13 protein-coding genes and 3 pseudogenes are annotated in these 15,280 nt (G+C 39.0%); 11 read left to right on the forward strand and 5 right to left on the reverse strand.

The features are described 5' to 3' along the window. From H0Z36_RS10005 to H0Z36_RS10025, 5 genes and pseudogenes are all read left to right on the forward strand, one after another. Nucleotides 1-464 (forward strand): annotated as a pseudogene (locus H0Z36_RS10005) (chemotaxis protein); the annotation flags it as partial. Nucleotides 465-542: 78 nt separating this feature from the next. After that, complete coding sequence (locus H0Z36_RS10010) at nucleotides 543-1,388, forward strand: protein-glutamate O-methyltransferase CheR (RefSeq protein WP_296865981.1); 846 nt, start codon at nucleotides 543-545, stop codon at nucleotides 1,386-1,388. Then, entirely contained in the window at nucleotides 1,360-2,415 is a 1,056-nt protein-coding gene (locus H0Z36_RS10015; RefSeq protein ID WP_296865984.1) for a chemotaxis response regulator protein-glutamate methylesterase, read from the forward strand. Before H0Z36_RS10010 ends, H0Z36_RS10015 begins: the two co-directional genes overlap by 29 nt. A 26-nt stretch (nucleotides 2,416-2,441) precedes the next feature. Then, entirely contained in the window at nucleotides 2,442-2,756 is a 315-nt protein-coding gene (locus H0Z36_RS10020; RefSeq protein ID WP_296865986.1) for a chemotaxis protein CheX, read from the forward strand. 411 nt (nucleotides 2,757-3,167) lie between these two features. Beyond that, the gene (locus H0Z36_RS10025; protein ID WP_296865988.1) at nucleotides 3,168-3,734 is read left to right on the forward strand and encodes a L,D-transpeptidase family protein; all 567 of its coding nucleotides are present in this window, start codon (nucleotides 3,168-3,170) and stop codon (nucleotides 3,732-3,734) included. Here H0Z36_RS10025 and H0Z36_RS10030 read toward each other — a convergent pair. Further along, nucleotides 3,727-4,545, reverse strand: a complete 819-nt coding sequence (locus H0Z36_RS10030) for an MBL fold metallo-hydrolase (RefSeq protein WP_296865990.1) — start codon at nucleotides 4,543-4,545, stop codon at nucleotides 3,727-3,729. The genes H0Z36_RS10025 and H0Z36_RS10030 overlap by 8 nt on opposite strands. A 197-nt stretch (nucleotides 4,546-4,742) precedes the next feature. On the opposite strand from H0Z36_RS10030, the gene H0Z36_RS10035 reads away from it, so the two are divergent. From H0Z36_RS10035 to ade, 3 genes are all read left to right on the forward strand, one after another. Further along, the gene (locus H0Z36_RS10035) at nucleotides 4,743-5,525 is read left to right on the forward strand and encodes an enoyl-CoA hydratase/isomerase family protein (RefSeq protein WP_296865992.1); all 783 of its coding nucleotides are present in this window, start codon (nucleotides 4,743-4,745) and stop codon (nucleotides 5,523-5,525) included. A 269-nt stretch (nucleotides 5,526-5,794) separates the two neighbouring features. Further along, nucleotides 5,795-7,120 carry an NCS2 family permease gene (locus H0Z36_RS10040; RefSeq protein ID WP_296865994.1) on the forward strand — a complete coding sequence of 442 codons (1,326 nt, stop codon included), beginning with the start codon at nucleotides 5,795-5,797 and terminating at the stop codon, nucleotides 7,118-7,120. 91 nt (nucleotides 7,121-7,211) lie between these two features. Continuing rightward, nucleotides 7,212-8,915: an adenine deaminase gene (gene ade / locus H0Z36_RS10045; RefSeq protein ID WP_296866074.1), complete on the forward strand. Its 1,704-nt coding sequence runs from the start codon at nucleotides 7,212-7,214 to the stop codon at nucleotides 8,913-8,915. A 68-nt stretch (nucleotides 8,916-8,983) separates the two neighbouring features. On the opposite strand, the pseudogene H0Z36_RS10050 reads toward ade, so the two are convergent. Both H0Z36_RS10050 and H0Z36_RS10055 read right to left on the reverse strand, forming a co-directional pair. Then, nucleotides 8,984-9,299 (reverse strand): annotated as a pseudogene (locus tag H0Z36_RS10050) (hypothetical protein). Between the two features lie 34 nt (nucleotides 9,300-9,333). After that, nucleotides 9,334-9,648 (reverse strand): annotated as a pseudogene (locus tag H0Z36_RS10055) (transcriptional repressor); the annotation flags it as partial. A 285-nt stretch (nucleotides 9,649-9,933) separates the two neighbouring features. Here H0Z36_RS10055 and H0Z36_RS10060 point away from each other — a divergent pair. Further along, complete coding sequence (locus tag H0Z36_RS10060; protein WP_296865996.1) at nucleotides 9,934-11,112, forward strand: methyl-accepting chemotaxis protein; 1,179 nt, start codon at nucleotides 9,934-9,936, stop codon at nucleotides 11,110-11,112. 165 nt (nucleotides 11,113-11,277) lie between these two features. Beyond that, entirely contained in the window at nucleotides 11,278-11,475 is a 198-nt protein-coding gene (locus H0Z36_RS10065; RefSeq protein ID WP_296865998.1) for a hypothetical protein, read from the forward strand. A gap of 38 nt (nucleotides 11,476-11,513) precedes the next feature. On the opposite strand, the gene H0Z36_RS10070 is transcribed toward H0Z36_RS10065, so the two are convergent. Continuing rightward, nucleotides 11,514-12,710, reverse strand: a complete 1,197-nt coding sequence (locus H0Z36_RS10070; protein WP_296866000.1) for an S-layer homology domain-containing protein — start codon at nucleotides 12,708-12,710, stop codon at nucleotides 11,514-11,516. Between the two features lie 189 nt (nucleotides 12,711-12,899). On the opposite strand from H0Z36_RS10070, the gene H0Z36_RS10075 reads away from it, so the two are divergent. Continuing rightward, the gene (locus H0Z36_RS10075) at nucleotides 12,900-14,558 is read left to right on the forward strand and encodes a methyl-accepting chemotaxis protein (RefSeq protein ID WP_296866002.1); all 1,659 of its coding nucleotides are present in this window, start codon (nucleotides 12,900-12,902) and stop codon (nucleotides 14,556-14,558) included. Nucleotides 14,559-14,605: 47 nt separating this feature from the next. On the opposite strand, the gene H0Z36_RS10080 is transcribed toward H0Z36_RS10075, so the two are convergent. Continuing rightward, nucleotides 14,606-15,268, reverse strand: a complete 663-nt coding sequence (locus tag H0Z36_RS10080) for a cytochrome b/b6 domain-containing protein (protein ID WP_296866004.1) — start codon at nucleotides 15,266-15,268, stop codon at nucleotides 14,606-14,608. Nucleotides 15,269-15,280 lie beyond the last annotated feature (12 nt).

The following is a 15,280-nucleotide window of genomic DNA, read 5'->3' on the forward strand; positions in this document are numbered from 1 at the left end:
GAGTAGGCAATGCGCGAGAACAAGTAAGACAAATTACCGTAGCAGTGAAAGAACAAGCGGCGCAGGGACAAAACATTGTCCAGGCTGTAGAGAACGTCACCAACCAGGCAATGCAGGTTAATCAGGCAACCAAAGAGCAAGCTAAAGGAGTAGAAGAGATTGTCCAGGGAGTAGGCAATGCGCGAGAACAAGTAAGACAAATTACCGTAGCAGTGAAAGAACAGGCGACAAATGTCGACGATATACTTAGCAATATGAGGAATGTTACGGAACAGGCAAGCCAAGTTACAAAGGCAACAAAAGTTCAGACAGGGGAAATTGAAAAGCTTATTGGGGTTGTTTCTGATATCAGCGAAGTAATGAACATGAGAAGCAAAAAAATGGAAAAAGCGACTGAGATAACAAAGACACTTATTGTTTATGCTGACGAAATAAAAGAGGCGCTTGCAGAGTTTGAAAGGTAAGTAACCCTGTGTCTACCGGGGAAGATTTTCTTCCCCAGTAGACAAGTACATTATGGCGGAAGGGAGGGCTATAAAGACATGACAGCAGATAGAATCGCTTTAATCGAATTAGCTGATATGATATATGATTATTGCGGCATCGATTATAGGAAAAACCTTTCGTCCCTCGAATCCAAAATCGCAGAAAAGCTGAAGGAATTAGGACTATCAATCTGGGAATATTGCGGGTATCTTAAAATGGAACCAAAGGAATGGGATGGCCTTATTGAATTGATAACTGTGAATGAAACTTACTTCTTTAGGGAAGAAAACTTGCTGGAGGAGTTCCAAAAGGTTATTCTCCCCAAATATGCAGACCGTACCCCGGAAAATCCCTTGCGGATATGGTCTGCCGCTTGTTCAACCGGCGAGGAACCTTACACAATCGGGATGCTGGTAGAAGAGAGCAGCTTGTTTAAAGCTGGAGCGGTACAAATCATTGCAACGGATATTAATAAAAAGGCCTTAAATACAGCAAAAAGCGGCTTGTATGAAAAGAAGTCGCTATCCTTCAGAAGAATGCCAGTGGAGGCTTACGATAAATTCTTTATTGAACTGGAAGAAGATTACAAGGTCAAAGATTCCATTAGAGAGATGGTTGATTTTAGACATATGAACCTTTTAGACAATAATATAATAGGCAAAATTGAAAAATCGGATATTATTTTCTGCAGGAATGTGCTGATATATTTTGATAATAATGCTATCCGAAAAATAATCAACGCTTTTTACGATATCTTAAAGCCTGGTGGCTACCTGTTTTTAGGGCACGCTGAGACAATTACGGGCATGCATACAGGGTTTGAAACAATACATACGCCCTCTGTTTATTACTACAGGAAAGGAGGAAAACATTATGCAGCGGTACGGCGTGCTAGTGGTTGATGATTCTTCATTTATGAGGAAGAGTATAAGCCTTATTATTGAAAAAGATCCGCAGCTTTTTGTTGCCGGTATTGCCAGGGATGGAAGCGAAGCTATAGAAAAAGTTCAGCGACTAAAGCCAGACATTGTGACAATGGATGTGGAAATGCCGGAAATGGATGGTATAACAGCTCTTGGAAAAATTATGGAAACCTATCCGGTTCCTGTGGTGATGTTGAGCAGCTATACTGAAGAAGGTGCGGAGGTTACTATTAGAGCATTAGAAATGGGGGCTGTAGATTTCTTTCTTAAAAGTGAGTTATTTGAGCAGGAAGTAGAGCAAGAAGTCCTTGATGAATTCTTACACAGATTAAAGACGATTGCTGAAAGTGCAAAGATTCCCCCGCGGGAAGTTAAAGTCCCAGGAGATAAGGGTATTAAGTCAACAGAAAGGAAATCTGCAACAAAGGGACAATTAGTGGATCTTCTAATTATAGGGACTTCTACTGGAGGGCCTGCTGCTCTGCAGTCCATACTTCCATATTTTCCAGAGGATACTCGTGTGCCTATACTTGTTCTTCAGCATATGCCCCCCGGTTTTACCAAATCACTGGCAGAGAGGTTCGATACTTTTTGTAAGTTGCATGTTAAAGAAGCGGAAGATGGCGATATTTTGGAGGCCGGCAATATTTATATTGCTCCAGCAGGTTTTCAAACGCTATTAGCAAAAAAAAATGACGGTAATGTGGCTATAAGAGTTGAAGACAGTATGGATGAAAAAATATTATATAAACCCTCTGTAAATATCACTCTTGATTCGGCAGCACCCATTTATAAGGAGCGTTTGCTGACGGTTATCCTTACGGGAATGGGGGACGACGGTCTTAATGGTTGCAGGTCGGTAAGAAAATATAATGGGCATATAATCGTGGAAGCAGAAGAATCTTGTGTAGTTTATGGTATGCCAAGAGCAGTTTTTGAAGCAGGACTTGCAGATTTTCAGGTGCCATTATCAAATATTTATCAGCAAATCATGCTATATATATGACATGATTGAAAAAGGAGAATCAATCTATGAATGTTGAATACATCAATTCGTTTATTGAAGCAAGTACGGATGTTATTAATCAAGTAACAGGCTTAAAACCAAAATTAGGTAAGGTGTGTGTGGAGACAACGCCATATAAAAGAGATAGTGTTGCAGTTTTTATAGGGTTGACAGGAAGGATTCATGGAAGAGTAGTTATATCATTTAATCAAGATATAGCTTGTAAAATTGCTTCTGTAATGATGGGGGGGTTGCCAATCACATTATTGGATGAGATAGCAAAAAGTGCTGTGGCGGAGTTGTGCAATATGATATTAGGAAATGCGATGACTATTTTTTAAAAAGGAACATTAATATTGATATTACTCCACCGATTGTTTTGACTGGGGAAAATATTCAGTTAAGTATCAATAGGTCTATAATCATAAGTATACCTCTTATTTTTGAGGATGGAACATCCATAGAGATGGTTATTTTTTATGAAGATAAAAAGTAAGTGTCAAAACCAGAACACCTGTACCTTAAGAAGCAGTTGAAGTAGTATTATTGTGATTTTGTAAATTAAACTGTCACTTTTTTTGCAAAATAAACTAGTAAAGATACCGAGCTAATGTGAAAGGATTTCAAAATAAATTGGATGTTACTGTGGAATTTTTCATATTTGCACGGTATTTGGGTACTCGATTGTGGTACACAAGTTTAAAAAACATATTATATTTTAATTAAGAATAAATTTCATGGGGCAGATAAAAATGGTTAATATAATTGTAGATATCGACTGCAGAATCTTAGTTTTTTTGGATAAAAATTTTAAAAAGACTTATCCAGTGGCGGTAGGGAAAAAATCTACCCCCAGCCCTTTAGGAAACTGGATTGTCGTGGAGAAGGCTATTAATCCGGGAGGACCTTTTGGGGTAAGGTGGATGAGACTCAGTGTTCCGTGGGGAGGATATGGCATTCACGGAACTAACAATCCTAAATCGATCGGCAGAGCAGTCAGCAATGGATGTATAAGAATGTATAATAAAGATGTGATTGAGATATATGAACGCACGCCAATAGGAAGTTCAGTTTATATTATCGGAAAAGCTTTTAATGGACGGATTTTGAAAAAAGGTGATATGGGAACTGATGTTAGGAAAGTGCAAATAATGCTTAAGAAGTTAGGATATTATAATGCCAAACTGGACAAAGTTTTTGGAAGGGTTATGGAAAAAGCAGTTATAGATTTTCAAAAAGATAAAGGCCTGGTGCAGGATGGAATTATAGGGGTATATACTTTAAATGCCATAAGAAAAGCATATGGTAAGGCTATTTAAAATTGTGGGGCTGCTTTTTTTCTTTCCATATTTCAGGTGAATATATAGAAAGAAGATAAATTCTCCTTTCAAAATTGCTAGGGGGTTTTGAAAGGAGTTTTTGCATATCAGAGTACAGGTTGGGATATTCATCGGTTTTTATAAAACTGCCGTGGGCAGGAAGCAGGAGAGATGCCCCTATGTTTTCCAGGCGTTTAAGAGAAGCAGACATTTTATCCCTAAATAGGACGGGAAGAGGAAGGACAAATTTATCTTTCTTTAGATTGACAATTATATCAGCAATATACATTATGTTTTCTTTTTTGTTGAACAAGGCTATATCATGCAGAGTATGTCCTGGCACATGAAGAACCTGCCAGTCGGGAAAAAAAGGCAAAAAGTCGCCGTCATACAGAGGATAATCGGGATTTATCAGAGGATTAAACAGGGTCTTTTCCAGACGGCGATGTTGTTTGTGTGCTACCGACTGTGCCATAAGGCAGTCCAGCTTATGCTGCAGGCGGCCTCCTATTCCGCTGTACCAGTTGTCAATGGTGTGATAGGCGGTAATAGGAATATGGTATTTTTCCCTCAAGGTATTGGCACCGCCGGAATGGTCGGGATGCATGTGAGAAACTATGGTCAGTTTGATTTTAGAAGGAGAACATCCCAGATACTTTAGACAATATTTTTCGATTCTTTTTACGTCATTTATTGATCCGGAGTCTAAAAGCAAAAGCCCATGCGGATATTCAAGTAAAAATATGTTGCATATATATCCTTTTATAACATGAAGGGTGAAGTCTGCGAATGTGAAACGGCAATTTTCCATTTTTTGTATTCTCCTTTGCGCTTTATTTTATATGAAGATGTGAAGTTAATTCTACATTTGCCTGTTAAATCCTTTTTGGATATTGTCACATTTTATTTTATTCATTTTATTTACTATAATTTACAAAGTGATTTAAAACAATGATAAAATATTTTATCATGTATTATATATTACAGTAAATTAAAGGAGGAAAGATAATGGGGAGATATGAGTTTTATGATTTGTGCTTTGACGGACCGATCGCGATACTTACCCTGAATCGTCCCGAACGATTTAATACTATGGGCTACGGTCCGTGGAAAGAGATGGCGTTGATTCAGGATGAGATTGATGCCCATAGGGAAGTTCGTGCGGTTATAGTTAAAGCAGAAGGGGAGCATTTTTGCGCCGGCATTGATTTAAAAGATTTGGAAAAGGTTGATTCATATTGGGTTTCTGACAATATAGCCTGGCTGCAAAGGCTTTACAGCAGATGGCAGGAAATGAATGCCGTAAGTATTGCAGCTGTCCATGGTCTATGTTATGGTTCAGGTTTTGAATTAATAACTTGTTTTGATATAAGAGTAGCTTCAGAAGATGCCCGTTTTGCTATTCCAGAAGTCCGATTTGGCTTATCACCTGACATGGGAGGAAGCCAGAGGCTGCCGAGGTTAGTAGGTCCGGGACAGGCTAAAAGGCTCATATTGGCATGTGAAGAGATTGATGCTAAGGAAGCACGCGAGATTGGTTTTGTTGAAGTGGTTGTACCGCGGGAACAGCTTTATGAAAGGGCGAAAAAAATAGCTAAAAGGATTGTAAATAATCCTCCCTGGGCAGTTAGGTTTGGCAAAAAAGCCATAAATGCTTCTTTGGACAGCAGTATTGCCGGCGGAATGCTTTTGGAGCAGATACAGTCGATATTTTGCTGTGGAACTGAAGATCAGAATGAGGCGATAAAAGCTTTTTTTGAAAAAAGAAAACCGGAATTTAAAGAAAAATAAGTATATAGTGAGGTATTAGAGAACATAATAAAATGCAGATGAGCTAAATTTAAAAATTTTGTTAGGGCTGAGATTTGATTAAAACAATTTATCTAGAGGGAGAATAATTTTCATATGAGGAAAATTATTCTGAGTATTTTTTCTGTTTAGTTTCCTGAAAACTAGTTTATAGGGGAATTTATTAACTGGCATGTTTATTGCAAAAAAAATAAGATGTGGTTCCGGAACCCGCAGTTTAAAGCACTAATAAAAATGCAGGAGGGATTGCATTGGAAAACGCACATGCCCTGGACAGGTTTTTTAAGATCAGTGAAAGAGGTTCATCAATAAAAACCGAGATTCTGGCGGGACTTACCACTTTTGTAACTTTGGGTTATGTTATTTTTGTTAACCCGGCTATTTTAGCTGACGCAGGTATTCCTAAAGAAGCTGCTATTGCAGCTACTATTACTGCGACCGTTATAGCAACAATATTGATGGCGCTTTTTGCAAACTATCCTATTGCAGTTGCTCCAGGTATGGGGCTTAACGCTTTCTTTACCTATACAGTTGTTTTGGGATTTGGTTTGCATTGGACAGTAGCTTTAGGTGCGGTATTCTTTTCAGGGGTTCTGTTCTTTATTCTGACTGTTACCAAGGTGCGGGCCTGGATTATTGATGCAGTTCCGCCGTCTTTGAGAGCAGCGATACCTGTTGGGATAGGGCTGTTTATCGCATTTATAGGATTAAAGAATGCAGGTATAGTTGTAGCAAATGAGGCTACTTTTGTAGGACTTGGCAATTTAAGTGCTCCTCCGACTCTGCTTGCTATATTTGGAGTAATTTTATCTGCAATTCTTATGGCTTTGAGCGTAAAAGGAGCTCTGATTATCGGCATCCTTGGTACTACTATTCTTGGTATGATTGTAGGCGTTGTTCCTGCTCCGCATGGAATAAGCGATATTATGAGTTTTGACCTTCCCAGTTTGGCTCCTACTTTTGGCAAGCTCGATCTTAAGGGAGCCTGGGAATTTGGGCTGTTTAACGTTATTTTTACTTTTACTATTGTTGAGCTTTTTGATAACATGGGAACCCTCATGGGACTTTTGAGAAAGGCAGGTCTCTTGGGTGATGAAGGACAGCCTCCTGAATTAGGCAAGGCTTTTTTAAGCGACTCTATCGGAACTATGGCCAGTGCTACCGTAGGAACATGTACGGTAACTTCCTACATTGAAAGTGCTGCCGGTATAGCTGAAGGTGGAAGAACTGGGCTTACTGCGATAACTGTAGCTGTACTCTTTATTCTGGCTTTAGTTTTTGCTCCTCTTGTAGGCTTGGTTCCAGGTTTTGCAACTGCTCCTGCATTGATTATAGTTGGAGCTTTAATGCTTTCCGAAATTGTGCATGTAAACTTTGAAGATTTTACCGATGCATTTCCAGTATTCCTTACAGTAGTAGGCATGCCTTTGACTTACAGTATTGCAACCGGTATAGGTTTAGGGTTTATTTCCTATACCCTCATTAAGATTTTTACCGGCCGCTACAAAGAATTGCACTGGATGATGTATATAATAGCTGTTATGTTTGTTATAAACTTTGCGATGCGTTTACACTAAAAAAATCAACAAAAAAGAGGGGGTGTCCCTCTTTTTTGTTATATGCCATCTAAAGCAGGTATATCAGTAAAAGGGGGAATATAAGGTGAATATGCGCCGGGTTTTAGAAGTAGCGAGAGGAGAAAAACCTGCTGATTTGTTGCTAAAGAATGGTAAGGTGTTTTTTTTGCCTACCGGTGAGATAATTGAAAAGGATATAGCCATATGTGAAGGATTAATTGCCGGTTTAGGTGATTATGAAGCAAAAGAAGTAATAGATTTAAAAGGAGCTTATGTAACCCCTGGATTTATCGAGAGCCATGTTCATATTGAAAGTTCTTTGGTCACCCCGGCTGAATTTTTGAAAGCAGTTGCTCTGTATGGCACCACAACCGTAGTGGCAGACCCTCATGAAATTGCCAATGTTTTAGGTTTAGAAGGAATAAAATTTATGCTGGAAGACAGCAAAAATGCAATAATCGACTTATTTTTAGAGGTGCCTTCCTGTGTTCCGGCTACTTCTTTGGAAACGGCGGGTGCCAAATTGGATGAAAGAGCAGTACAGGATGCCCTTAAGTTTCCGCGCATAGTAGGATTAGGCGAAGTTATGGATTTTCCTGGGGTTGTTTTTGGGGATGATGATTTGCTTACCAAAATCGAAAAAACTAAAGCAGTGGGGCTTGAAGTAGCAGGGCATGCCCCTATGATAAGCGACAAGTGGCTGAATGCTTATCTGGCTTCCGGAGTCCAGTCTGATCATGAGGTGGCTACGGTTGAAGAAGGAAAAGAAAAACTGCGTTATGGCATGAATATACTTCTTCGCTACGGTTCGGCTGCCAAAGATATTTTTAATCTATACCCGCTGGTAGATGAAAAAACTGCAGAATTTTTGCTCCTGTGTGCAGATGACCGGCATCCCGAGGATTTGCTACATGAGGGGCATCTTAATATGCATCTGGCTTTTTTAGTTGAGAAAGGAATAGATCCGGTCTTTGCATTAAGGCTTGCCACCATTAATCCAGCTAGGTATTTTGGCTTCAGAGATCGTGGTATTATTGCCCCTGGCAAGCTGGCAGATTTAAATGTATATGACAATTTAGAGAAATTTATCCCTAAGATGGTATTTAAGCGTGGACAGCTTATTGTGCAGAATGGTGAAATTATTGTCGGACAAAACAAAAATTCCTATGAAAAATTTATGAACAGCGTTCATGTTGATTTAAGAAATATAAATCTGGATATTCCTGCAGAAAGCAGTAAAGTTAAGGCAATAAAACTTTTACCTCATCAGATAATAACCGAATGTGAAGTCGTTGAGCCAAAGGTTGAAGATGGGCTGTTAAAGGCTGACCCTGAAAGGGATATATTAAAGATTGCTGTTATAGAAAGACACGGCAAAAACGGCGGAATGGCAACCGGATTTTTAACTGGATATGGACTTAAGAAAGGGGCTATAGCCCAGACTATTTCCCATGACTCTCATAATATAGTAGCAGTAGGTGTTTCTGATGAAGCTATTTTAAAGGCAGTAGAAAGATTGAGGGAGATAAAAGGCGGCATTGTACTGTGGGATGAGGAAGAATTTTATGAGCTGCCTCTGCCGATTGGCGGGCTTATGAGCACGTTTTCTTTAGAAGAAGTAAAAGATCGTTTAAGAATAATTCTGGTAAGAGCAGAGAATTTAGGCGTTAAGGAAGGTATTGATCCGATTCTTAGTTTAGGATTTATAGCTTTACCGGTAATACCCAATCTGCGTCTTTCTGATCGTGGACTTATCGACAGTAGTAAAATTGAATTTACTTCTTTATGGGCTTAGCAGGGGTGAACAAAACCCCTGCTAGGCTTTAAGCCTTGCAGGGATTTTGTTTATATATCTCTAGGGGGTTATTTGCCAAAGTATCTTTCCAGTAAGCCTTTGAAAGCAGCGCCGTGGCGGGCTTCATCTTTAGCCATTTCATGCACGGTATCGTGAATGGCGTCATAATTTAGCTCTTTTGCCCGGGTGGCTAAATCTTTTTTGCCTTTGCATGCTCCGTGTTCTGCCTCTACCCGCATTTTAAGGTTAGTTTTAGTATCAGCTGTAACTACTTCACCTAAAAGCTCAGCAAATTTTGCAGCATGTTCGGCTTCTTCAACAGTTTGTCGGAGCTTGTTCTCCTTCATGAACATAACTACAGATACCGCATACAAATTTTTTCATAAATATGATTCCTCCTCTTATTTTGTATTAATTTTTATGATAAAGCCTTGTTAAGGCATAAAGGGCAGGTGCCCTTAAAGTAAATATGGCTTTCGCTTATTTTAAAATTATTCAGCTCTGCGGGTAGGATGTCAGATGAAGTAAGCCTTATATCATAAATTTTGCCGCAGACATCGCATTTGAAGTATCCGTGCAGAGAAATATCTGCATCATATCTGGTTTCATTTTCATCAATAGTGATGAGTAAGGCGACATTTTTTTCGACAAAAAGATTTAAAGTGTTGTAAACTGTTGTCTTGGAAAAGGTAGGAATTTCCTTTACCAGTTTCTGATAAATCATATCCGCAGTAGGATGATTCTTCTTTTAGACTAAATAGGAAAATATTTTTATACGATAATAAGAAGGTTTTATATTGTGTTTTTTTAAAAACTGCTCGATAGTTTTATAATCCATAATGAATACTTCTTTGTACAAAAAACGAGGTAAAAATTAAAACAGATTTGTAATGATTACAATTAAATTACTATTTAAAATCTATCTTTTGTCAAGGGTTTTAAGATGAATTTTTTAGTTTGCAAATACTTGGGGAGAGAAGGGATAAGCAACTAACATCATGTAAAAGGGAGGTTTTTTATGACTTTAAGGTCAGATGCGATACCTTATCTTAAAATGGTAGCACCTTTTATTGCTGAAGCTCAGGAAGATGGAGCATGTATAGCTATAACTGACCGAGAAAAGGTTGTGTTTAAGCATTGTTCTCCCCATTTTGATATACCAGGCATAAAAGAGGGGGAATATATACAAAAAGGAGGAGCGGCGGAAAGAATAATAAGGGAGGGGAAGATGCTTAAGTTTTCCATAACCGGCAATCAGTATGGACTAAAGCAAAGGGGTATGTGTCTTAATATCACTGGTACTCCTATTTTAGATGAAGGTGGACAGGTAGTGGGAGCTTTTATCATTTTTGCTGCCAGCCCTCATCCAGTATATAAATCCTTTGGGGTTTTAGCTGAAGTAATAGATCAGGCATTAGACAAGCGCATTAATTTCGTTCTAACTGACACGGAGGAGATTGTAGCTACAACTAGGGCATTAACTACTGATTATGCTCATGTTTCCGGGCTGCAACCTGGGACTAAGCTTTTTCCCGATGGGTCAATTAAACAGTCGATTATACACAATCGGGTAGTACGGGAGGAGCCGGGTTACACTCGGGACAAGCTAGGAGTAGCATTTGAGGTTACTTCTTTTCCGCTCCGTTCGGACAAGGGTGAAGTTACAGGGGCATTTTGCAGTATTATTGATCGTACGGTCAATGAAGATGTTAAAGGGCATGTACAGTCTTTGCAGGAATCGATAAGTCAGATTACTATGGCGATAGAAAGTGTAGTAAATGCCGTATCAGAAGTGGTTGAGCAACAAAATAGTCTCAATGAAAAAGTGCAGGAAATAGGACAGGCTTCTGATAAGATTGAGGAGATACTTAAGTTTATAAAGGAAGTGGCGGAAGAGACTAAGATGTTGGGTTTAAATGCAGCTATTGAAGCAGCCAGGGCAGGAGAAGTGGGCAAAGGGTTTAGTGTCGTGGCCAATGAAATCCGCAAACTTTCGGAGCAGTCCAAGGAAACAGTTAATCAAATAAGAGGTTTTATAAACTATATAAATAATCAAATAAAAGATGCCGCTGCTGCTGCAGATTATACGGTAAGTACTGCCGAATCACAGGCGGCAGCTATGGAAGAGATAAATGCCAGCATAGAAGAGATTAATGCTTTGGCTGAAGTTTTAGTTAAAGAGGTGCAAAATCTGTAGATTAAAGGGTAATATTAAAATAAAATAAAGTAATTTTAAAAGGAGGTAAGGTATATGGTTAAAGTCAAAATATATGCTGGATTTAATTATTCTTCTGGCTGATGTAGTAAACCGGGCTGGAGTCCGGAGGCTACCCGAAGAGTTTATGACAAGCTGTCGTCTGAATTGAAGGATGAGTATGGTGATAAAATTGATTTAAGCTTTGAAGATACTTCCCAGCATGTTTTAGATCCGGATTCAGAGATAAAAAGGCTTCAGGAACAAGGTAAGTCTTTTCCCATGGTCTTTGTGGAAGAGAAGCTGGTAATGGATGGAGGTATAGATAAAAAAGAACTGAAAAAGTTAATCGAAGAAAATCTTTAAAAAAGCCCGCATGTGCGGGCTTTTTTTATAATAAAAGATTAAGTAGAAGGTGTTTCGGTAAGGTCAACACCAGTAGTTTCAGAACTTTCATCTGGGTTTGTATTATTTGTGGAGTTAGCGGTATCGGCAGAAGAATTTTCGTTTATATTGCTATCACTTTCATTGCTGCTGCCTTCATTTATTGTGTTATCAGAAGGATTTTCAACAGCAGTTTCATCATTATCGGTGATAGTATTATTGTCTTCAGAGCTATCATCGGTGGTAGATTTTTCTAAAATACGATCGATAATAGCGGCTATTTCTGCTCTGGTAATATGACTGTTAGGATTAAACTTACCGTCGGGGGTTCCTTTAATTATCCCCAGGTTGTGAAGAGCAATTATATAGCCCAGGTCTTCTTCGGATATTAAAATACCGTCTTTGAAAGGAATATTACTGGTATCTGCCGGCTCAAGTCCTAAAGCTTTAGCCAGCCATACGACGGTTTGGGCCCGGGTAGCCTGCACATGGGAATGGAAGCGGGCCAGGTTTATGATTTTGTGCTGGGCAGCAATACGAGCAGCATTTTTAGCCCAGTCAGGGACCGTGGAGAGATTTTCTTCTTCACTTGTATCTGTGTTTTCCGGGTTTTCCTGTAAAGCAGCATCATTTTCATTTATTTCCAAATCATTTTGCTCAGTATCGTTTACTTCATTATCAATTTGCTCAGTATCGTTATCGCTCACTTCAGCATCAGCTATGCGCATGATGAGAGATAAGACTTCGGCCTGGGTTATTTGTCCTTCTGGTTTAAATGAACCATCAGGATAACCATTTATAATACCTAAAGCGGCCAGTTTTTCAATAGATTTAGCTCCCCAATGTTGGTTGATGTCAGAAAAATTAGGCTTTTTATAATTATTTTGCACTTGATTTTGCAGAGCAAGTTTTTCCCTGATTTCCTGCTTGATTTTGGGTTTAGACTTCTCGGCTTCTCTAATCTTTTTGGGGTCAATATTTTGCGGATTTTGTTGCAGTCTGGTTTTTTGTTTTTCGGTTATTATGTTTCTATGTTCTGATCTGGTACGCAGCTGTTCGGATATGGCTGCTTTAAGTGCAACATTGTTGTTAGCATTAGCTTTAATTGCAGCTGCTGCAGGTGAAGCTTTGCCGCCCCTAGGTTTGGCTACAGCCTGGGTTCCAGGTAGAGCGATAATCAGCAACATAGCGAGAAAAGAGGCAATTATTCTTTTCATAGGAAACCTCCTTCATTTTTTGATTATTATTACAAATAAATTATAACATTTAAGGTCAGATAAAAACAATATGTAATTAATTATAGGACTTAAAACCTAAAAATATGAATAGTCGAGGTTTTACTCTATGAACCTGAAGGAATTAAACAAAATATTATACAAAAGAAGAAATGATTTGTATATAGGGGAGTGGTAGATTTGCTTAAAAAGCTTAACATTTCTTTTCAGATTTTGCTTGTTTTTAGCATTATGGGGGTTATAACCGTTTTGTTAGGTTTGTTTTGTGTGTCGGAAGTAAATTTTTTGCTTGGGGATTTGTCTGATTTTAACAATAACCATATGCCACGAGTTAAGCAGCTTTTAATTATAAGTGAGACCCAGCATAAAGTTTTAGTTGGAGAAAGGGGACTTTTGAATAATAGAATGTTAAAGCCTGATATTAGAAAGGCTCAGTATGATTATATCAATTCTGCTTTGCAGGAAGCAGATGAAGCGTTTGAGATTTATGATTCCCTGCCCCACTGGGAAGAAGATGAAAAAATATGGCGGGAATTCAGGACTGCCTGGCAAGAATGGATCCAAAGGCATGAGGAGGTAGTAATATTGGCCGGTAGAAAAGATGAACTTCTGGCTGCCGGGGTAAAGCCTGAAGATCCCCGGGTGGTAGCTTTAGATGAAGAGGCTTACAGTATATCCCTTGAGGCTAGAGAGGAGTTTCTTAAAACCCAGGAGATGCTTAAGAAACTTATTGCAAGCAATGATTCCTGGAGTGCTGAAATGATCCAAACGGTTTTACAAAAAAGTAAGCAAGAGAAAAATATAATAGTAGGTTTAGTAATAGGTAATATAGTCCTGGCCTGCTGTTTGGGGTTATATATAAATCAGCTGCTTAAAAAAAGGCTTATCGTTCCGGTGAATCATTTGACTGAGATTACTGGTAAAGTTGCCAATGGGGATTTGAGTGTGGATGTTATGGTTGTCAATAATGATGAAGTGGGAAGATTAGGGCAATCGATTCGGGATATGATAGTGCAGATGAGATCTATGATAAAAAATGTAGGGGAAAAAGCAGAAACGGTTGCTGCTTCGGCCCAGGAATTAGGGGCTAGTTCCGAACAGGTTACGGAGGGAATTGTACAGAAAACAGGTGATGTAGGTGAAGTTACCGATATGGTTAAGGAAGTTGGAGGTAATATTTTAAATATTGCGGAAAAAACAAAGCAGGCAGAAGAATTGGCCCGGGAAGGAATAGAATTTACTGCTGCTTTAAGCCGCAAAATACAGGAAGGTTTGCAATTGTCTAATCAGATTCCGGAAGTAATGTGCCAGCTTATAAAAAATTCCAGGGAAATAAGCAAAATCGTAACCCTCATTACTGGTATTGCCGATCAGACTAATCTTTTGGCACTTAATGCTGCTATTGAAGCGGCCAGGGCCGGAGAAGCGGGTAAGGGCTTTGCTGTGGTGGCAGAGGAAGTGCGCAAACTGGCAGAACAGGCAGCTAATGCTGCTAAGGATATATTTGAACTGATAAGTGTAAACCGGGAAAATACTGAACAGGTAGAAAAAATTATGGAAGAAGTGCATAAAACATTTTTGCTTTTTGCGCAAAATGTTGAAAGTACCGAAGATAATTTTAATAGAATTGCCGAAGGAATTTTTTCTCTTACTGCCAGTTTTGAAGAAATTGAAACTGCTGTTGGTCGAATGAATGAAGGGGCAGCAAGTATTGCCGCCGTTTTTGAAGAGGAAAGTGCAGCTATGCAGGAAATAAGTGCTTCCGCCCAGACTTTGGCCGGGATAGCAGAAGAAATGAATCTGCTTGTGTCTCGGTTTAAATGTAACTGATGGAAAAGTGGGGGAATAAAGTTTCCCCCCTCTTTTTTTAAAAATAATTATTCTGCTTTTTTGAGCTGGGCAAACCATTTGGCATTATGATGAGAAGTATATTCAGCGTCTACATAACCGTCTATCATCATGGAGGCGAACTCTACCCTGGATTTGGGGTGGATTGCTGCCAGGAAGAAATGGCCTAAAATAGCTAAAATGAGGATTACTGCTGTCCAAAAATGTACTTTCCAACAAAGCCAGACTAATATTGCCGGCATTGTATCGCGTAAAAGCCACATGGGAAATCCAGTAACGATCATGAGTATGCATCCTATAATAACCAAAAGCCCCAGTATTTTCTGGCCGGCATTGTATTTATCCTGAGGAGGAATATGTTCAGCTTTGATAAAAGGTACATAACCTCCCATGGTTTTAAGCCAGCCGAAGTCATCTTTAGTAAAAGTAGTTATGGTATCAATAAACTTTGCAAATTTTTCAAAGTTGAACAAAACATAAATCAGGGGACCTAATGTGAAAACTACTCCTGTCCAGACATGGACATTAGAAGCATTGGCACTTCCGCCAAAGAGGTTATCAATGCTGGTTATGTCAAAGTAAAAACCTATTCCGGTTAATCCCAAGATAATAAAGCATATGAGATGTATCCAATGCATGGTGCGGGTTTGTTCACTGTGTTTTAATACTTTACCTTTAATTTCACTCATCATAATCCCTCCTTA

The sequence above is a fragment of the Thermosyntropha sp. genome, assembly GCF_017656155.1.
GTDB lineage: Bacteria > Bacillota > Syntrophomonadia > Syntrophomonadales > Syntrophomonadaceae > Thermosyntropha.